This is a genomic window from Amycolatopsis sp. NPDC050768, assembly GCF_040654155.1.
In the GTDB taxonomy this organism is placed as follows: Bacteria; Actinomycetota; Actinomycetes; order Mycobacteriales; family Pseudonocardiaceae; genus Amycolatopsis.
Genome location: NZ_JBFAHL010000011.1, coordinates 286,929 through 305,986, shown reverse-complemented (window position 1 = coordinate 305,986; position 19,058 = coordinate 286,929). Strand labels below are relative to the sequence as shown.

General features: G+C 69.8%; 19 protein-coding genes and 1 pseudogene. 3 read left to right on the top strand and 17 right to left on the bottom strand.

Features of this window, described 5'->3' with window-relative positions:
* Positions 1-66: 66 nt before the first annotated feature.
* The 12 genes and pseudogenes from gcl to AB0H62_RS30615 all read right to left on the bottom strand — a co-directional run.
* Complete coding sequence (gene gcl / locus AB0H62_RS30670) at positions 67-1,836, bottom strand: glyoxylate carboligase (RefSeq protein ID WP_360589832.1); 1,770 nt, start codon at positions 1,834-1,836, stop codon at positions 67-69.
* A gap of 26 nt (positions 1,837-1,862) precedes the next feature.
* Complete coding sequence (locus AB0H62_RS30665) at positions 1,863-2,813, bottom strand: 2-hydroxy-3-oxopropionate reductase (RefSeq protein ID WP_360589906.1); 951 nt, start codon at positions 2,811-2,813, stop codon at positions 1,863-1,865.
* A gap of 22 nt (positions 2,814-2,835) precedes the next feature.
* Positions 2,836-4,161 (bottom strand): heterodisulfide reductase-related iron-sulfur binding cluster, encoded by a 1,326-nt coding sequence (locus AB0H62_RS30660; RefSeq protein ID WP_360589830.1) that lies wholly within the window; start codon positions 4,159-4,161, stop codon positions 2,836-2,838.
* On the bottom strand, positions 4,158-5,306 hold the full coding sequence (locus AB0H62_RS30655; RefSeq protein ID WP_220243340.1) for an FAD-binding protein: 1,149 nt from the start codon (positions 5,304-5,306) through the stop codon (positions 4,158-4,160). The genes AB0H62_RS30660 and AB0H62_RS30655 overlap by 4 nt, the downstream gene beginning before the upstream one ends.
* 4 nt (positions 5,307-5,310) lie before the next feature.
* A complete protein-coding gene (locus tag AB0H62_RS30650; protein ID WP_360589828.1) occupies positions 5,311-6,759 on the bottom strand; it encodes an FAD-linked oxidase C-terminal domain-containing protein in 1,449 nt (482 codons plus the stop codon).
* A 172-nt stretch (positions 6,760-6,931) separates the two neighbouring features.
* On the bottom strand, positions 6,932-7,678 hold the full coding sequence (locus AB0H62_RS30645; RefSeq protein WP_220243342.1) for a haloacid dehalogenase type II: 747 nt from the start codon (positions 7,676-7,678) through the stop codon (positions 6,932-6,934).
* Between the two features lie 31 nt (positions 7,679-7,709).
* Entirely contained in the window at positions 7,710-8,396 is a 687-nt protein-coding gene (locus AB0H62_RS30640) for a winged helix-turn-helix domain-containing protein (RefSeq protein ID WP_360589826.1), read from the bottom strand.
* A gap of 55 nt (positions 8,397-8,451) precedes the next feature.
* On the bottom strand, positions 8,452-9,120 hold the full coding sequence (locus tag AB0H62_RS30635) for a GntR family transcriptional regulator (protein ID WP_360589824.1): 669 nt from the start codon (positions 9,118-9,120) through the stop codon (positions 8,452-8,454).
* A 49-nt stretch (positions 9,121-9,169) separates the two neighbouring features.
* On the bottom strand, positions 9,170-10,186 hold the full coding sequence (locus AB0H62_RS30630) for a helix-turn-helix domain-containing protein (protein WP_360589822.1): 1,017 nt from the start codon (positions 10,184-10,186) through the stop codon (positions 9,170-9,172).
* Positions 10,187-10,264: 78 nt separating this feature from the next.
* Positions 10,265-10,576, bottom strand: a complete 312-nt coding sequence (locus tag AB0H62_RS30625; RefSeq protein ID WP_360589820.1) for an ANTAR domain-containing protein — start codon at positions 10,574-10,576, stop codon at positions 10,265-10,267.
* 59 nt (positions 10,577-10,635) lie between these two features.
* Complete coding sequence (locus AB0H62_RS30620; protein WP_220243347.1) at positions 10,636-11,082, bottom strand: ATP-binding protein; 447 nt, start codon at positions 11,080-11,082, stop codon at positions 10,636-10,638.
* 234 nt (positions 11,083-11,316) lie between these two features.
* A pseudogene (locus AB0H62_RS30615) lies at positions 11,317-11,493 on the bottom strand (fasciclin domain-containing protein); the annotation flags it as partial.
* A gap of 136 nt (positions 11,494-11,629) precedes the next feature.
* Between AB0H62_RS30615 and AB0H62_RS30610 the strand changes: the two are divergent.
* A complete protein-coding gene (locus tag AB0H62_RS30610) occupies positions 11,630-13,009 on the top strand; it encodes an MFS transporter (RefSeq protein ID WP_360589817.1) in 1,380 nt (459 codons plus the stop codon).
* On the opposite strand, the gene AB0H62_RS30605 is transcribed toward AB0H62_RS30610, so the two are convergent.
* A complete protein-coding gene (locus tag AB0H62_RS30605) occupies positions 12,981-13,664 on the bottom strand; it encodes a TetR/AcrR family transcriptional regulator C-terminal domain-containing protein (RefSeq protein WP_360589815.1) in 684 nt (227 codons plus the stop codon). The two genes, AB0H62_RS30610 and AB0H62_RS30605, sit on opposite strands and share 29 nt — an antisense overlap.
* A gap of 74 nt (positions 13,665-13,738) precedes the next feature.
* Between AB0H62_RS30605 and AB0H62_RS30600 the strand changes: the two genes are divergently transcribed.
* The gene (locus tag AB0H62_RS30600; protein ID WP_360589813.1) at positions 13,739-14,860 is read left to right on the top strand and encodes an NAD(P)/FAD-dependent oxidoreductase; all 1,122 of its coding nucleotides are present in this window, start codon (positions 13,739-13,741) and stop codon (positions 14,858-14,860) included.
* A gap of 194 nt (positions 14,861-15,054) precedes the next feature.
* Here AB0H62_RS30600 and AB0H62_RS30595 read toward each other — a convergent pair whose 3' ends face one another.
* From AB0H62_RS30595 to AB0H62_RS30580, 4 genes are read right to left on the bottom strand one after another with little or no spacing between them, the layout of a single operon-like run.
* Complete coding sequence (locus AB0H62_RS30595; RefSeq protein WP_220243350.1) at positions 15,055-15,729, bottom strand: NAD(P)-binding domain-containing protein; 675 nt, start codon at positions 15,727-15,729, stop codon at positions 15,055-15,057.
* The gene (locus AB0H62_RS30590; protein WP_220243351.1) at positions 15,726-16,763 is read right to left on the bottom strand and encodes an LLM class flavin-dependent oxidoreductase; all 1,038 of its coding nucleotides are present in this window, start codon (positions 16,761-16,763) and stop codon (positions 15,726-15,728) included. Before AB0H62_RS30590 ends, AB0H62_RS30595 begins: the two co-directional genes overlap by 4 nt.
* Positions 16,756-17,808, bottom strand: a complete 1,053-nt coding sequence (locus AB0H62_RS30585) for an LLM class flavin-dependent oxidoreductase (RefSeq protein WP_220243352.1) — start codon at positions 17,806-17,808, stop codon at positions 16,756-16,758. The genes AB0H62_RS30590 and AB0H62_RS30585 overlap by 8 nt, the downstream gene beginning before the upstream one ends.
* A gap of 55 nt (positions 17,809-17,863) precedes the next feature.
* Entirely contained in the window at positions 17,864-18,337 is a 474-nt protein-coding gene (locus AB0H62_RS30580; protein ID WP_220243353.1) for a MarR family transcriptional regulator, read from the bottom strand.
* A gap of 93 nt (positions 18,338-18,430) precedes the next feature.
* Between AB0H62_RS30580 and AB0H62_RS30575 the strand changes: the two genes are divergently transcribed.
* Positions 18,431-18,994, top strand: coding sequence for an NAD(P)H-dependent oxidoreductase (locus AB0H62_RS30575; protein WP_360589811.1), 564 nt, complete (start codon positions 18,431-18,433; stop codon positions 18,992-18,994).
* The last annotated feature ends 64 nt before the right edge of the window (positions 18,995-19,058 follow it).

Sequence of the window (19,058 nt, the reverse complement as noted above, 5' to 3'; positions counted from 1 at the left end):
CGCCGACGAAGGCGTGGTAGTAGTTTCCGATTCCTTACGGCATCGGAAACCTCCACTTCGGACGCGTCAGTGCGTGAGCGCGGTCGGCGCGTCTTCCGGGCGTTCGGCCAGCGGCTCGAACTCATTCACGCCCGCGAGATCCGCGCCCATCGAGATGTTCGTGACCCGCTCCAGGATCACCTCGACGATCACCGGCACGCGGTACTCGGCCGCCAGCTGCCGCGCCTTCTCGAAGCCCGCCCTCAGATCCTCGGGCCGGCGCACGCGAATGGCCTTGCAGCCCAAGCCTTCGGCCACCTTGACGTGGTCCACGCCGTACCCGGCCGTCTCGGGCGAGTTGACGTTCTCGAACCCCAGCTGCACGCAGTAGTCCATGTCGAACGCCCGCTGCGCCTGCCGGATCAGGCCGAGGTAGGAGTTGTTGACCAGGACGTGGACGTACGGGCGGTTGAACTGCGCACCGACGGCCAGCTCCTCGAGCATGAACTGGAAGTCGTAGTCCCCGCTGATCGCCACGACCTCGGCGTCGGGGTCGGCGGTGGCCACGCCCAGCGCCGCCGGGACCGTCCACCCGAGCGGCCCGGCCTGACCACAGTTGATCCAGTGCCGCGGCCGGTACACGTGCAGGAACTGCGCCGCGGCGATCTGCGAAAGCCCGATGGCCGAGACGTAGCGGGTCTCCTTCCCGAACACCTGGTTCATCTCTTCGTAGACACGCTGCGGTTTGATCGGCACCTCGTCGAAGTGTGTCTTGCGTTCCATCGTGGACTTGCGGCGCGCGCAGTCCCCGGCCCACGCCGAACGATCCGGCAGGGCCCCGGCCTCGCGTCGCTCACGGGCCACCGCGACGAACTGCTCCAGCGCGGCCTTCGCGTCGGACACAATCCCGTAGTGCGGCGCGAACACGCGGCCGATCTGCGTCGGCTCGATGTCGACGTGGACAAACTTGCGCTCACCGCGGTAGACGTCGAGGTCACCCGTGTGCCGGTTGGCCCAGCGGTTGCCGATGCCCAGCACGCAGTCGGCTTCGAGCATGGTCGCGTTGGCGCCGCGGTGGCTCGTCTGGATCCCCGCCATCCCGGCCATCAGCGGATGGTCGTCGGGGATGGTGCCCCAGCCCATGAGAGTGGGGATCACGGGAATGCCGGTCAGCTCGGCGAACTCGACCAGCAACTCGGCCGCGTCGGCGTTGATGATTCCGCCGCCGGCCACGATCACCGGCCGCTCCGCCGCGCCCACGAGGTCCAGCGCGCGGTCGACCTGGGCCCGCGTCGCCGCCGGTTTCGCGACGGGCAGGGGTTCGTAGGAGTCGATGTCGAAGTCGATCTCGGCCAGCTGCACGTCGATCGGCAGGTCGATCAGCACCGGGCCGGGCCGGCCGGTGCGCATGAGCCAGAACGCCTTCTGGAACGTGCCCGGCACCTGCGCCGGCTCCATCACCGTCACGGCCCACTTGGTGACCGGAGCCGCGATGGCCGAGATGTCGACGGCCTGGAAGTCTTCCTTGTGCAGCTTGGCCACCGGCGCCTGGCCGGTGATGCACAGGATCGGGATCGAGTCCGCGCTGGCCGAGTACAAGCCGGTGATCATGTCGGTGCCCGCCGGGCCCGAGGTGCCGATGCACACACCGATGTTCCCCGGCTGGGTCCGGGTGTAGCCCTCGGCCATGTGCGAGGCGCCTTCGACGTGGCGGGCCAGAGTGTGCGCGACGTTTCCGTCCCGGCGCAACGCGGCGTAGAACGGGTTGATGGCGGCGCCGGGCAACCCGAAAGCAGTTGTGATGCCTTCGCGGCGCAGCACTGCGACGGCGGCGTCGGCTGCGGTCATTCTGGGCATGAGTCCACTCCTGACAAGTGACTGTCCTACTGGGTCCGGCCCGCGAGCTCTTCGGTGAGCTTGAACAGACCGGAATGGTCGAGCCCGCCGTCGCCGCGAGCGACGAGGGAGGCGATCAACTGGGCGACCGCACTGCCGAGAGGGATCGCCACCCCGGCTTCCCGTGCGGCCGCGGTGACGATGCCCATGTCCTTGTGGTGCAAGGAGAGGCGGAAACCGGGTGTGAAATCGCGCTTGAGCATGTTCTCCGACTTGCGGTCGAGGACGGTGCTGCCGGCCAGCCCGCCGCCGAGCACCTCCACGGCGATCACCGGGTCCACATCGGACGCCTCGGCGAGCACGAGCGCTTCGGCGAGGAGCTGGAGGTGGCCGGCGACCATGAGCTGGTTGGCGGCTTTGACGGTCTGGCCGGCACCGTGCGGACCGACGTGCACGATGGTGCGCCCGACGGCTTCCAGTACCGGCGTGGCAGCGGCGAAGTCCTCGGCGGCGCCACCGACCATGATGGACAGCACACCCTCGACAGCACCGGCTTCCCCGCCGGACACCGGCGCGTCGAGAACGCGCACCTCCACTTTCGCGCCGGCTTCGGCGACCGCGCGGGCCGTGGCCGGCTCGATGGTGCTCATGTCGATCACCAGCTGACCGGAGTGCGAGTTCTCGAAGATGCCGTCTTCGCCCATCGCGACAGCCGCCACGTCCGGCGAGTCCGGCACCATCGTGATCACGACGTCCGAGCCCTTGACCGCCTCGGCGATGCTCGACGCGCCACGGCCACCCGCGGCGACCAGCGCGTCGACCCGCCTCGCGCTGCGGTTGTAGCCGACGACGTCGTACCCGGCCTTGACCAGGTTCTCGGCCATCGGCAGGCCCATGATGCCCAGGCCGATGAAACCCACCGTGCTCATGTGAAATCTCCTGTGAAAACGACGCGGTGAATCAACGCCGGGACAATCGGCGCTGCGAAACGAAGCTATGAAGAACTGCGAAAAACGACGCTCAGGAACGCGTCTGGGGTGGATCGAGTGGATCTACGTCACGAATGGACGCGTCGAGCAGCTGGATCGGGTGCACCACCGGGATCCCCTGGTCGAGGAACCGACGGATCTGCAGCAGGCACCCGGCGTTCGCGGTGGCCACCACGTCGGGTTCGACGTCCGCGAGGTGCTTCGCCTTGCGGCGGCCGAGTTCTTCGGCCGTTTCGGGCTCCACCAGGTTGTAGATCCCGGCCGATCCGCAGCACAGCTCCGCCTCGGCGATGTCGTGCACGGACAGCTCCGGGATGCTGCGCAGAAGTTCGCGCGGTTGCCGGCGGATTCCTTGGGCGTTGGCGAGGTGACAGGCGTCGTGGTAGGCGACTTTGGTCTTCATCGGGTGCCGGGTGGCGCGCGCGGGGAGGTCCGCGATCAGTTCGTTGATGTCCCGCACCCGCGAGGCGAAGGTCCGCGCTCGCTCGGCGTACTCGGGAACGTCCGCGAGGAGGTCGCCGTACTCCTTGAGCGTGGACCCGCAGCCGGCCACATTGGCGACGACGACGTCGAGGTCGTAGCGCTCGAACATCTCGATGGTCCCTTTGGCCCGGGTGAGGCCGTCTTCCTCTCGTCCCGCGTGGACCGACAGCGCACCGCAGCACTGGTTGTCCTGCGGAACGTAGACGTCGCAGCCTTCGGCGGCGAGCACACGGATGGTGGCGGCGTTGACGTCACCGAAGAAGACGCGGTTCGCGCAGCCTGCGAGCACCCCCACCCGCAGCCTCGCCTCGCCGGCCGGCTTGAGGGTGCGTTCCGGCGTCTTCGTCAGCAACGCCCGCAGCGTCACCGGCGGCAGCAAGGCTTCCAACGCACTGAGGCGGGGCGGCAGCCGCTTCAGGATGCCCAGCCGGTGGACGAGCGCCCGAAGGCCGAGCCGGGTGTAGAGCAGACCGCCGAACGCCGCGAGCCGCAACCGGCGCGGATACGGGAACAGCGAGAAGACGAACGCGCGGAACACCTTGTCGAAGAAGCCGCGCGGCACGTGGCGCTCGACCTGCGGGCGGACCGACTCGATGAGCTTGTCGTACTGCACTCCCGAGGGACACGCGGTGGTGCAGGCCAGGCAGCCGAGGCAGGTGTCCATGTGGTGGCCGAACGTCTCGTCCAGGCCGATCTCGCCCTTGGCGGCCAGGTCCATCAGGTAGATGCGCCCGCGCGGCGATTCCATCTCCTGGCCGGTGACCACGTAGGTCGGGCACGTCGGGAGGCAGAATCCACAGTGGACGCAGTCGTCGAGGAGCTCCCGTTTCGGCGGGTGGTGCTCGTCGAAGGAGCTGCCGAGTGTCGACGTCATGACGCACGCTCCTCGTCTTCGAGCCAGGGTGAGAACCGGCCGGCACCGAACCGACCGGCCGGGTCGAACTGCCGTTTGATCGCCCGCATCACGCGCACCGGCGCCGGTGGCGGACCCCATCCGCGGCCGGCCGAGAGGCCGTCGCGGCGCAGCACGGTCACGGCCGCGCCGAACTCCTGGTGCAACTGGGCGAGGAGCTCGTCGTGGTCACCGCCGTTGAACTGCACGGTGTGGACGCCGATCGCCATCGAACTGGCCACCGAGGCTCCCGCGGCCACCATCCTCGTCACCAGAGCCGGCCCGGCGACCGGCATTGTCCCGATTCGCACAACTGTTGTCCCTCGAACACCATCCGCGCTCGCGGCAACACCTGCCCAGGCCGCGGCCGCCTCCTCGACCGCGAGCACCCGGGCCGTGGTTCCCCCGAGCCGGCACAGCTCACGTTCACGCTGCTCGACGCCCTCCGGCGTCCCTTCGAGCTTCACCAGCAGCCGCCCACCGGACCATTCGAGGGCGGACGCTTCCAACCCGGTCATGACGACCTTGCCGGCCAGGTCGAACGCCTCGCCCGCGTCGGCCTCGACCGCCACCGTGCGCACCGCCAGGGGAAGCGGGTGCAACCGCAGCACGACTTCGGCCACGACCCCGAGCGTCCCGAGGGAACCGTGGAACAGCTTCGCGAGGTCGTAGCCGGCGACGTTCTTGATCACGTGCCCGCCGGACCGCGCGACCGTGCCGTCACCCAGCACGACGGTCGTCCCGATGACCAGGTCACGCAGGCTGCCGAACGCCGTGCGCAGCGGCCCGGCATCCGCCGTGGCCAGCAGCCCGCCGATCGTGGCACCCCGCCAGGCCCGGGCCGGGTCGAGCGCCACGCGCTGGCCCCCCTCCGCGAGCGTCTCCTGAACGGTCGTGAACGGGGTGCCCGCCCGAACCGCGATCGTCAAGTCCGAAGGCGCGTACTTCAGCACCCCGGTCAACGACGTCGTGTCGATGACCGCGTCGGCCGGCGCGGCAGGCGCGCCCCAGCCCGAGGCGGTCTCCGCGCCGGTCACGAGCAGCCGAGGGTGGCTCGCGCGGGTGTCCGCCACCGCGGCGCGCACTTCCTCCACAGTGGACGGAGCGAACGTGGTCTCCTGAGTCACGCCGTCACATCCGCTCGATCAAGCCGGCGGATTCGAGGGGATGCGGCTTGTAGACGCCCGGTCGTTCCCCGCACAGCCGCGGCGTCGGCAGCAACTTGCCCGGGTTGCAGATCCCCGAGGGGTCGTACGCGTGCCGCAGCCGCGCCATCGTCGCCAGGTCGTCCTCACTGAACTGCCGCGGCATCGAACACGCCTTGTCCGTCCCGATCCCGTGCTCCCCGGACAATGACCCGCCCAGGTCCACGCACAGTTCGGCGATGGCCCGCGAGAGCGCCTCCGCCCGCTCGTGCTCACCGGCGGCCTCGCTGTAGAGCACCAGCGGATGCAGATTCCCGTCGCCGGCGTGGAACACGTTCGCCACGCGCAGCCCGGCCCCGGCGGCCAGCTCGGAGATCCGGGTCAACGCCGTCGCCAGCTGGGTGCGCGGGACAACCCCGTCCTGCACGAAGTAGTTCGGGCTGATCCGCCCCACCGCGGCGAACGCGGCCTTGCGGCCCTTCCACACCAGCGCCCGCTCCTCGGCACTCGCCGGAATCCGCAGCTTCGTCGCCCCGAACTCTTCGCACAGCTGCTTCGCCTGTGCGAACTGCGCGTCGACCTCCGCCTGCGGCCCGTCGAGCTCCACCACGAGCGCGGCGGCCGCGTCGCGCGAGTAACCGGCGTCGACCGCGGCTTCGACAGCCTCGATGGCCAGCGCGTCCATCATCTCCACCGCCGCGGGCACGATCCCGGCCTCGATCACGGCGCTCACCGTGTCACCCGCCTGCTCGACGGACGGGAAGTCGGCCACGAGCGTCTTCACCGCGGCCGGCTTGGCCAGCAGTTTCACGGTGATGCGCGTGGCGATGCCGAGCGTGCCCTCGGACCCGATGAACGCGCCCAGCAGGTCGTACCCGCCCAGCTGCGGGCTGTCGCCGCCGAGAACCGTGGTCGTGCCGTCGGGCAGCACGACTTCGGCCGAGTGCATGTGGTGGACGGTGAAGCCGTACTTGAGACAGTGGGCGCCCCCGGAGTTCTCCGCGACGTTGCCGCCGATCGTGCACACCTGCTGCGACGACGGGTCCGGCGCGAAGTACAGCCCGTACGGCGCCGCCGCCCGGCTGATGTCCACATTGGTCACTCCGGGCTCGACGATCGCGCGCCGGTTCACCACGTCGATCTCGACGACGGACCGCAGGCGCTGCAACGAGATCACGACCCCGTCGGCCACCGGCAGCGCACCGCCGGACAACCCGCTGCCGGCGCCGCGGGCGACGAACGGCACGTCGTGCTTCGCGCAGACCCGCACGGCCGCGGCGACCGCCTCCACCGTGCGCGGCACCAGCACCAGCGACGGGACGACGCGGAAGCCGGTCAGCCCGTCGCATTCGTAGGACCGCAAGGCGACCGGGTCGGACACCACCGCGTCGGCGCCCACGGCTTCGACGAACTCGGCGTGCAAGCCCTGCGGCACCGTGCCACCTCCACCAGGTCATCCAGACCTCCTCCTGTGCTCGGAGGAGGTCTGGAACATGACTGAGATACAAGTCGTAGCCCGACCAACGCTAACTCTCAGCCTACCGGGCCACAAGCCCCGAAGGCCAGAAATTTCCACCAAGTGTAATTGATCTTCCGTATAGTGGAAGTTATCGAACGGCCGCGCCGCCCTTCGCCGCAGCGCGCAGCCGGCCCGCGAGGTCGGCGAAGCTCACCGCGCTGAGGTCGCAGTCCGTGGTCTCGGCGGTGTCGACGGGCCGGTCAGGGCCCTTTTCCCCCGGTCGCTCGACGAAGGCCGTGCGGAACCCGGCGTCGCGCGCGCCGTGGATGTCCCAGGTGTGGGCGGCGACCATGAGGATGGTGCGGGGCTCGACGTCCAGGAGCTTCGCGGCGTTGGTGTACGCGCGGCGGTCCGGCTTGTACGCACCCACGTTCTCGGCCGACAGGATCGCGTCGAACCCGAGGCCGGCGCCCTTCACCACGTGGATGAGCTGGGCGAACCCGCCGTTGGACAGCGCGACCACCACGAAGTCGCGGCGCAGCTCGGCCAACCCTTCGACGGCGTCCGGCCACGGCGGCAGCGCGTCCCAGGCCCGGACCATGCGCTCGCGCGCCTCGGCGCCGAACTTCCCGGCGACGCCGAACAGCTCCAGACACTCGTCGAGCGCCTCGCGGTGCACGGCGTCGAGGTTCGCCCATTCACGCTCGCCGCGGTTGATCTGCCCGACCGCGGGCAGGTAGCGCTCGCGCCACGCGTCCACGAGGGCGGGGCAGTCGAACTCGGTCTCGTGGTGTTCGGCGATCGCGGCCACGCCGTCGATCACGCCGGTGCGCCAGTCCACAGTGGTCCCGAAGACGTCGACGGCGACCACCGCCACCTCGCTGACATCGAACATCTCGCTCCGATCTGGCGTTGAACAGCAACACTTACGCCGGGTCGACACCCAGCCACTCGCGCAGCTCACGCCGCCCGGCCTCGGTGAGGTCGACGGCGCGGCTCGCCTCGAGCAGGTCGATCCAGCCCAGTTCGAGCAGCCGGCTCTTCACCGCGGCGCCGAGGCTGCCCGCGAGGTGGTGCCGGCGTTCGCTCCAGTCCATGCACGGCCGCGCCAACGGCCGGGCGCGACCGCGCAACCCGTCGACGTCGATCCCGTGCACCGCCAGTTCGGCGTGGCCTTTGGCCGAGACGCCGTAGGAATCGTGGTCCTCGATCAGAAACCCCTTCGCCAGGAAGGCGTCGTTGATGGCCACGCCGACGCTGCCCGCGAGGTGGTCGTAACAAACCCTGGCCTCGCGCAGCTTGCGCCCGCGCGTCGCCTGCCGCAACGAATTCGCCGGCCCGGGCGGCGCGAGCAGCAGCAGGCCCTCGATCGCGTCGGCGACAGGGCTCGCGAGCCGGTACAGCCGTTGACGGCCGGACACCTCGACGACGACCAGGCCGCCGTCCTTCAGCTTGCGCAGGTGGGTGCTCGCCAGCGACGCCGAGATGCCGACCTCCGCCATCAACGCCGAAACCGGCTGCGGCCGTCCGTCGAGGAGCAGCAACAGCATCGCGGCACGGTTTCGGTCGGAGAGAAGGAATCCGATCCGGGCGAGATCCACGTCACCTGCCATGCGGCCACGATAACTCCGGAACAGTTGAGCCCCGGTTGAACAATGGCCGGGCTTTCTACAGCCCCGGGTCCTCGGTGACGCCCAGGGCCCGGCGGGTGCTGGACAAATGCACCCGGACCGTCTCGCACGCCCGTTCGCCGTCCCCCGCGTGAACGGCTTCCGCGATTTCCCGGTGCTCCTCGAGGATCACGTCGAGGCGGTCGCGCGCGCCGTCGCGGCCGTTCACGGTGGACTCGCCGACCATCCGCATCTGCCGATCGCGCAGCGAGCCGTACACCGAGCCGAGGATCGGGTTCGCGGCCGCGTCGACCAGCACGGTGTGAAACGCGCGATCGGCCTCGAGGAACTCGCCGAGGCCGGCCGCCGCCTGCTGCTTGGCCCGCTGCTCTTCCATGCCCGCGAAGACGGCTTCGCGCACCTGCGGCCCCGCGGCCGCGACCTTGCCGGCCGCGAACTGCTCCAGCACGAGCCGCGCCTCCAGCACCGCGCGGACCTCGTCGGGCGAGACCGGCACGACCAGCGCGCCACGCTGCGGGTACAGCCGCAGCAGCCCCTCGCCTTCCAGCCGCAGGAACGCCTCGCGCACCGGCGTCCGGGACATGCCCAGCGCCTCGGCGACCTCGCCCTCACTGATCAGCTCGCCGCCCGGGAACCCGCCGGAGAGCACCTGCTCCTTGACGTAGGCGAGCGCACGATCCTTCGCGCCGACGCGCTCGCTCGCCATCGATCCCCCGTGAGGTCGGAAGAAATTCCAGTCGTATCTTAGCGGCCGGTCAGCCCGGGACGAGCGCAGCACGGAAGGTGGTCCGGTAGCTGCCCGCAGTGGTGCCGACCTGGCGTTCGAAGTGACGACGCAGGGTTTCCGCGGAGCCGAACCCCACCATCGCGGCGATTTCGGAGATGCGGTGCTCGGTGGTTTCGAGCAGCACCTGCGCGCTCGCGACGCGTTCGCGGTTGATCCAGTCGAACACGGTCATCCCGGTGGCGTGGCGGAATTTCCGCACGAGGCTGCGCTCACTCAGGTGCAGGTGGCCGGCGAGCGAGCTGAGGGTGAGCGGCTCGTGGAGGTGCTCCCGCAGCCACGCCAGGAACGACCCGAGCGCCGGCTCGCCCGCGATCCGGATGGAGTCCTTCACGAACTGAGCCTGCGCGCCCGGCCGCCGCGGCGCCATCACCAGCAGCCGGCCGACGTCGCCGGCGTAGGCCTGGCCCAGGTCTTCGGCCAGCAGGTGCAGCGCCAGGTCGGTGGCCGAGAAGACCCCGCCCGAGGTGTGCACGGGACCGTCGTCGAGGTAGAGGCAGCCGGGTTCGAGGCGGACGTCGGGGAACTCGCGGCGGAACTCCTCGGTGAACAGCCAGTGCGTGGTCGCGCGGCGTCCGTCCAGCAGCCCGGCGCGAGCCAGCAGGAACGCGCCGCCGCAGAACGACACCAGCCGCGCGCCGTTCCCGGCCGCGCCACGCAGGGCCGCCAGCACCGGCAGCGGGCGCTCGGCCAGCGGATCGTCGACGCCGGGGACCATCACGGTGTCGGCGGTCAGCAGCGTCTCCAGCGGCGCGAGCTCGCCGAAGTCCACGCCGGAGGGCAGCACTTGCCGGGGCTGCTCGCCGCACAGCACCACCTCGTAGGCGCTCTCGGCGTCGTCCGTCAGCTCGACGATCGCGGACATCCGCGGCCCGAAGACCTGGTGCACCACCGCGACCTCGAGCGCCACCGAATCGGGCACCACCAGCACCGCGATCACGTGCTTGGCGCGGCCACGCGAGGTGACGGGCGTCTTGGCGGGGTGCACGAGTTCACGGTAGCGAGCGTGACTTGAACATTCAAGTCATTGCCGGCACAGTTCACCGGGGTCGTTCCGCACGACGAATCAGCTCTCGGTGCCGAAGGCGCTGCCCAGGACGCCTGACCGCAGTTCGGCGAGTACGACATCGGCGGTCTCAGCCGGCAACTCGGGCTTCGCGCCCGTGCCGCTCGCGACTACGACTGTGGCGACGTCGTGCAGTTTCACGTTCGTGTGCTGCGAGAGTTCGCGCAGGGCCTCGAAAGCCTCGTCCTCGGTCCAGCTCCGCACCAGCATGAGCATGCCCTTGGCCTGCTCGATCACCGGGCGCGTCGCGAGCGCCGCCTCCAGCTGCTCAACCTTGGCAGCCTGCCCCACCGGCTCCCGATCAGAACTCACGGCAAAATTCCACCACAAGATGGTGGGACCACACCACTTCCGGCCGCCGCCGGTCACCCTCACGAACCGGTGCCGGTGCCCGACCCCAGCCCGAGCTCGGCCCACACGGTCTTGCCGGTCGCCGTGACGTGCTGACCCCACGCCACACACAGCGCGGCGATGAGGTGCAGTCCGCGGCCACCCTCGTTGTCCGGCGGCCGCGGCGCCGCGCGGACCGGGGTGCTGTCGTCGACCTCGACGCGGACCAGGCCGGGCAACCGCAGCAGGCGCACGCACTGCGGCGGCCCGCCGTGGGAGAGCGCGTTGGTGGCCAGCTCGTCGACCACCTGCACGACGTCGATCAGCACGTCGGCATCGACGTCGAGCAGGTGCTCGCGCGTCCAGCACCGCACCTGGTGCAGCTCACCGCCGGCGCCGGTCAGCGGCAGCGCCGTCATCGCCGCGTCCGGCTCGAGCGCACGGGACAGTCCACCAGCGGTCAGCGCTCCTTCTCCGAACTTCGGCATGATCCAACGTCCTCATACCCCGATCCGCAGGAGTTGAAGCATCGCCAGGCTGGAGCGCCCTTCGGCGCCCGTCACCGGTCGTTGGCGATGGCGGTGTCCGCCCGGTGACGCCGAATGGTCGAAAACGAACGCAAGAGGATGGGCTCCCACCACGCCTAGGCCGCCCACTCGTTCTCCGCGCAGAGCAAAGCCACCAGACTCCCTCGGCGAGCCCGGTGGATCCACTGTGGATCATCAGCTCTTGCTGGTCCCCGGCGTGGCGTTCTTCGTGGGAATGTTGCCGCAGAAGATCTTGGCGCCGTTCACGGTCATGTTGTCACCAATGCCCTCGATCTTCACCGGGCCGCCGGCGGTGTTCAGCGACATCACCGAGCCGGCTGACGCGAGGCCCTGGACGTCGTACCGCTCGCCGCACTCTCAGCCGAAGCCCTCATCGCCTCAACGAATGCCGCCACGCCGCTGCCCGCCGCGACGACAGCCCTCGCCCCGGTGTGATCCCCATCGCGACCAGCCGACCAGCGGCGCCAGGACAGTAGGGTCGACCGCCATGGGGTTTCGGCGGGGGTTGGCGCTGCTGGTGGCCGCCACGTTCTTCATGGAGATCGTCGACGCCACGATCATCGCGCCCGCGGCGCCGCTCATGGCGGCCGACCTCGGGGTGAGCTCGGTGGACGTCAACGTGACCATCACGGCCTACGTCCTCACCCTCGGCGTCCTCATTCCGATCAGCGGCTGGCTCACCGACCGCTTCGGCGCGCGCCGCGTGTTCGCAACCGCACTGATCCTGTTCACACTTTCATCATTGGCGTGCGCACTCGCACCAAACCTTGTGCTGCTGACAACAGCGCGAGTGGTGCAGGGCGTCGGCGGCGCGATGATGGTGCCCGTCGGCCGGCTGGTGGTCCTGCGCGCCACACCTAAGAAAGACCTGGTCAAAGCGGTCGCCTACCTGACGTGGCCCGCGTTGCTCGCGCCTGTGGTGGCGCCGGTCGTCGGCGGGTTGCTGGCGCAGTACGCGTCGTGGCGGTGGATCTTCGTGATCAACCTGCCCCTGGGCATCGCCGCGCTGGCCGTGGCGTGGGCGATCGTGCCGGACCTGCGCGCGGAGCGGCCCGCGCCGTTCGACCGGGTCGGGTTCGGGTGGGTGGCCGTCGGCACCGCCGCGCTGGTCGTCGCGCTCGAAGGTCTCGGCTCGGGCTTCGGCCCGGCAACGGCCGTGGCGCTGATCGTGGCCGTCGTCGGCCTCGGCTGGGCGATCCGGCACCTGCTGCGCACACCGAATCCCCTGCTCGACCTGCGGATCCTCCGCATCGCGACCTACCGCATCACCGCCGCCACGGGCTCCGTCTACCGCGGCGTGATCACTGCCATCCCCTTCGTCCTCCCGCTGCTCTTCCAGCTCGGCTTCGGCTGGAGCCCCGCCCGCGCCGGCCTGGTGGTCATCGCGCTGTTCGTCGGCAACGTCGGCATCAAACCCGCCACCACCCCGCTCATGCGCCGCTTCGGCATCCGCACGGTGCTGCTCGCGTCGATCCTCGTCGGCGCCGCCTGCCTCGTCGGCCTGGCCTTCGTGCGGGCCGACACCCCGTTACCCGTGCTGCTCGCCCTGCTCCTCGTCAGCGGAATCTCCCGCTCCACCGGCTTCACGGCCTACAACAGCGTCGCCTTCGCCGACGTCGACGAGCCCCTGATGAACCACGCCAACACCCTGCTCTCGACCCTGCAGGAACTCGGCGCGGGCCTGGGCGTGGCCATCGGCGCCCTCCTCATCCGCGCCGGCGGCCTGGTCGCCACCGACGCGCCCGGCCCGTTCCGCGTGGCAATGGCGCTGCTGGCCGTCCTGCTGGCGATCCCGCTCGTCGCCGCGATCCGGTTGCCCCACCACGCCGGCAACGCCGTCACCGGGCGCGAATCCCGGCGAGGATGAGGTCGATTCCGGTCAGGAACTGCTCGCGGTCGTCGTGCTCACGCGCCTGACGGGCGACGGCCCGGGTGAACGGGTAGTCGTCCGGGTCGAGCTCTTCCCACGCCGCCGACACCGCGTCGAGGAACTCCTCCCGGTCCGCCACTGACCCGGCGACGCGGGCGTTCGAAGCGTTCTGCGCGGCGGAGCCGAGGATGTAGTGCATCAGCGCCGACGCCACGGTGAACCAGCTGTCCTCAGGCACGCCCAGCGCGCCGACGTGCCGGCCGATGCCTTCGAAGATCCGCAGCGGCACCGATTTCGTCGGACCGTGCGACAGCTGCAGCGACACCTGCGTGGCGAGCCACGGGTGCTCGGCGATCGCGTTGAACAGGCCCAGCGCGACGGCGCGGATCTCGTCCCGCGGTGACCCCGCGGGCTCGGCGGGCTCGGCCAACGCGGCGGCGACCACGGCATCGGTCGCGGCCTCGAGCAGCTCGCCCTTGTTCGCCACGTGCCAGTAGATCGCCCCGGGCCCGGTGACGAGGTGCTCGCTCAGCGCCCGGAACGTCAGCCCGCCCTCGCCGGACGCGTCGAGCAGCTCGACGGCGGCCTCGGTGATGCGCTCGCGGGAGAGCGCCTCTGTACGCCGCTGAGCTCGGCGGGTCCGCGCAACCATGCGTCCATCTTGACACATCTGGAATCTCGTTCCAACATTGGAACGATATTCCATAGCGCTTCGGAGGAGTCACCTTGAACACCGTCACGATCATCGGCGCCGGCCTCGGCGGCCTCACCCTCGCCCGCGTGCTGCACGTCCACGGCATCCCGGCCACGGTCTATGAAGCCGAGGACTCCCCGTCGTCCCGCGCACAGGGCGGCATGCTCGACATCCACGACTACAACGGCCAGATCGCCATCGAAGCCGCCGAACTCTCCGACGAGTTCCGCGGCCTGATCCTCGAGGGTCGCCAGCAAATGCGGGTCCTCGATCCCGACGGGACCGTCCTGCTCGACCAAGCCGACGACGGCACCGGAGGCCGACCCGAAGTCCAACGCGGGGAGCTGCGGCAGCTGCTGCTCGACTCGCTCCCCGCCGGCACCGTCCGCTGGGGCGCCAAGGTCGCCGACGCCCGCCCTGTGGGTGAGGCCCGCCACGAGGTGACCTTCACCGACGGCAGCGTTCTCGCGACTGACCTGCTGGTCGGCGCGGACGGCGCGTGGTCCCGCGTGCGACCGTTGCTGTCGGGTGCGGTCCCCGAGTACGCCGGCACCTCGTTCGTCGAGGTCTACCTCTACGACGCAGACACCCGCCACCCGGCGGCCGCGAAAGCTGTCGGCGGCGGATCGCTCATCGCACCGGCACCCGGCCGCGAAATCCAGGCGCACCGGGAAAGCGGCGACACGCTGCACACCTACGTCGTCCTCACCCGGTCACAGGAATGGTTCGCCGCCATCGACTTCACCGACGCCGACGCGACGGCCGCGCGCATCGCCCGGGAATTCGACGGCTGGGCCCCGGAACTCACCGCCCTCATCACCGACGGCGACACCGCACCCTTGCTACGCCCTCACTTCACACTGCCCCTCGACCACCGCTGGGACCGCGCGCCGGGCGTCACCCTCGTCGGCGACGCCGCCCACCTCATGCCGCCCAACGGCGAAGGCGCCAACCTCGCCATGCTCGACGCAGCCCGGCTCGGCCAAGCGCTCGCCGCCCACCCGGGCAACGTCGAGAAAGCCCTGTCCGAATACGAACAGGAAATGTTCCCCCGCAGTCAGGCGGTCGCAGTCGAGGGCGTCGAGATGCAGGAGCTCTTCGCGGGCAGCAACTCGGCCCGCGATCTCGTGGCCATGTTCACGGGCGCCGAGTGAGCGGCAACGGTTCCGCCGGCTTTACCGCCGCGGCACACCAAAGCCGCAGCCGAGCCGCCGGCGGAACCGGCGCCAACACCGTCCGCGTGGTCTCGGTATCAGCAGCACCCGGCGTTTCCGGACAATTTGACCGAAGACAAACCGGCCAACGCGACGCGGCAAGCACCGGCCGCGTCGGCTCGCGGAGGCGGCGTCTAACGTGAGTCTGCCACCGGCCGCTCGCTGAGAGCACGACCGCGTTCCGACTCCGGGAACCGCTCCAGCATCGCCCGCAGCTCGACGGCCTCGACGTTCGCCCCGAAGGTCTCCGCGCCCGGCTCCAGCCGCACACCTTCGGCCAGACCGCCGGCCGGCACGGGATCGAAGCCGAGCGCATCGACCACAGTGGACACTTCCGCCACGGCCGCGGGGTCGTCGCCGACGAGGGCGATGGCCTTGCGGCCGGGCGTCCCGGCGGGGCGGGCCTCGTCTTCCAGGTCGTGGTAACCCATGTGATTGAACGCCTTCACGACGCGCGCGCCGGGCAGGAACTTCTGCACCGTCTCGCTCGTGGAGACCTCCAGGTCGGCGCGGTGACCGTCCACTTCCCACCAGTAGTTCATGGCGTCGATCACGAGCTTGCCGTCCAGCTCCGCCGCCGGGATGCTGCGGTACTTGCCCAACGGCAACGCCAGGATCACGACGTCGGCCGAAGCGGCGTCGGCCGGCGTCGTGGCGACGGCGCCCGGCGCGAGGACTTCCACGGTGAGCGCGATCTTCTCCGGCGCGCCCGAGCCGGCGATGAGCACGCGGTAGCCGGCCGCCACTGCAAGCCGCGCGAGGACGGTGCCGACTTTGCCCGCGCCGAGGATGCCCAGCGTCTCCGTCATTTCCCCTCCGCCAGCAGGTCCCGCACCATCGGGATCACCTTCGTGCCGTACAGCTCCACCGCGTGCATGCGCGCGCTCGCCGGCTGCGAACCGCTGGAGTAGATGAGGTCGAACCGGCCGACGTCGAGGTCTTTCACCGCGCCGGCGATCTTGCGCGCGACTGTTTCCGGCGAGCCGATGTACATCGAGCCGTGCTCGATTTCGCTGTCGTACTCGGCGCGCTGGATCGGCGGCCAGCCGCGCAGCCGGCCGATGCGGTCGCGGATCACGCGGTAGCGCGGCCAGAACAGTTCACGCGCTTCCTCGTCGGTGTCGGCGATGAAGCCGGGCGAGTGCATGCCGACGGGGTGCGCGGTCGTGCCGAATTCGGCGGCGGCGCGGCGGTAGAGGTCCACGTACGGTGCGAACCGCTTCGCCGGCCCGCCGATGATCGCGAGCATCAGCGGCAGCCCGTAGTGGGCGGTGCGGATCACCGACTGCGGCGAGCCTCCGACGCCGACCCAGGTCGTCAGGCGACCCGACTCCGTCTTGGGGAAGACGTCAGCCGCGTCCAGCGCCGGACGCAGTGAACCACTCCACGTCACGGGCTTCTCGTCGAGCAACTGAACGAACAGGTCGATTTTCTCTTCGAACAACTTGTCGTAGTCGGAGAGGTCATATCCGAACAGCGGGAACGACTCCGTGAACGAACCACGTCCGAGAATGATCTCCGCGCGACCGTTGGAGAGTGCGTCGACGGTCGCGAAACGTTGGAAAACGCGCACGGGATCGTCGGAACTCAACACGGTCACCCCCGACGACAGGTGGATCCGCGACGTGCGCGTGGCGATGCCAGCCAGCACCGTCTCCGGGGTAGTGATCGAGTACTCCGGCCGGTGGTGCTCGCCGAGCGCGATCACGTCCACGCCGATCTCGTCGGCGAGCACGGCCTCGTCGAGCACGTGCCGGATCGCCGCGGCGTAGGACATCGGCGTGCCGGAGTCGTCCTCCGGGACGTCGCCGAAGGTGTCGAGGCCGAAAACCAAGTCAGACATGGGAAGGCGCCTTCGTGAGCAGCTCGCGAACCCGCGGCGCGACCTCGCGGCCGAACAGCTCGATCGACCGGGCGCGAGCTTCTCGGGGCAGGTTCATGATGTCGTACTTCAGGTCGAAACGGCTGAGGCGCAGGTCACGCGCCACGGTCGCGATCTTGCGCGCGACGGTGTTCGGCGAGCCGACGAACAGCGCGCCGCCGTCGATCTCCGCCAGGTAGCGGCGGCGGTCCGGCTTGTAGAAACCGCGCTCGGCCGCGAGGTTCGCGACCACGGGCTGCCAGTACTCCCACCACGTCTCGACGGCTTCGGAGTCGGTGTCCGCGATCAGGCCGAGCGAGTGCTGTCCGACGGGCAACACCGGCTGTTCGAATTGCGCCAGCGCGCGGTGATAAAGCTCCACGTGCCCGGCGAACCGCTGCGGTCGGCCACCGATGATCGCCAGCATCAGCGGCAGTCCGTACTTCGCGGCGCGCACGACGGAATCCGGACTGCCACCCACGCCGATCCACGTCGGGATCCCGCCTGGGCGCATCCGCGGGTGCAGCGTCTGGTCCACCAGCGGCGCGCGCACGGTGCCCGACCACGTCACGGACTCCTCGCGTTGTAAGCGCATGAACAGTTCGAGTTTCTCTTCGAACAGGTGCTCGTAGTCGGCGAGGTCGTATCCGAACAACGGAAACGACTCCGTCGCCGACGCCCGGCCCAGCACCAGCTGCGCGCGGCCGTTGGAGACGGCGTCGACGGTGGAGAAGTCGTGGTAGAGGCGGACGGGGTCGTTGGTGCTCAGCACCGTCACGGACGTGCCGAGCTTGATGCGCTCGGTCGCCGTCGCGACGGCCGCCAGGAGCACCGGCGTCGCGCTGTCGTTGTGGCCTTCGCGGTAGTGCTCGCCGACGCTGAAGACATCGAGGCCGGCTTCTTCGGCGAGGCGTGCCTCGTCGACGAGCAGGCGGACGGTCTCCGCGTCGCTCAGTGTCCGCGCTCCGTCGGTGGCGACTTCGCCGAAGGAGTTCAGCCCGAACTCGAAGCCGGGGTTCTTCGTCATGCCACCAGCATGCGTCGGCGCGGGGGCCGCCTGCCGCTCCCTCTCATGGAGACCTTCAGCCATCGGCTTCGATGCGCCGGGTGATCTTGTCGGCCGCCGTGCGCAGGGTGCGCAGCTCCGTTTCGGACAGCACGTCGTACACGAGCTCGCGCACGCGCTCGACGTGGCCGGGCGCGGACTCGAGCACGTGCGCGTAGCCGGCTTCGGTGAGCACGGCGTGGGTATAGCGGCCGTCCTCCGGGTCGGGCTCGCGGTAGAGGAACCCGCGTTTCTCCAGCCGGCTGATGAGGTGCGACAGGCGGGAGAGCTCGGCGTTGGTCAGGATCGCCAGCTCGCTCAGCCGCATGCGCCGGCCGGGTTCCTCCGACAGCCCGGCCAGCGCGTAGTACTCGACGTAGCTGAGCTGTGAGTCTTCCCGCAGCTGCTTCTCCAGCTCGGTCGGCAGCCGGTGCAGCAGGTACGTGAACGAGCGCCACGTCTGCAGCTCTTCGGAGTCGAGCCACCGCGGGGCGGCCTGCCGGTGTGTCATGCGTCCCAGTCTAGCGCGTGACTTGAATGTTCAAGTACGGGTGTTCATTATTTGACATGAAGATTCAAGTCGTCCTCGGAAGGAAACCGGCAAGTGAGTGACCTCAAGATCGCCGTCATCATCGGCAGCACCCGCCCGGGACGCAACGGCAAGCAGGTCGCCGACTGGGTCTTCGCCAAGGCCAAGGCCCGCACCGGCGCGGACTACGAGCTCGTCGACCTGGCCGAGTTCCCGCTGCCCCACCTCGACGAGGCCCTGCCGCCCACCCTCGGCCAGTACGCCGGCGAGCACACCAAGGCGTGGGCCGCGAAGATCGACTCCTACGACGGCTTCATCTTCGTGACGCCCGAGTACAACCACTCGACGTCCGCCGTCCTGAAGAACGCCATCGACTACCTCTACGCGGAGTGGAACAACAAGGCAGCGGCCTTCGTGTCCTACGGCTCACTGGGCGGCGCCCGCGCGATCGAACACCTGCGCGCCATCTGCAGCGAGCTCCAGATCGCCCACGTGCGCCAGCAGCTGTCGTTCTCGCTGTTCACGGACTTCGAGAACTTCGCGTCCTTCACCCCGGCCGCCCTCCACGACGACGCGGCCACCACGCTGTTCACCCAGCTGGAGATCTGGTCGGGCGCCCTCAAGGCGATCCGGGACTGAGGTCTTTTTCAGGTGGCGCCGCGCCGGTATTCCTCCGGCGTGGCGCCCACTGTCCACAAGACAC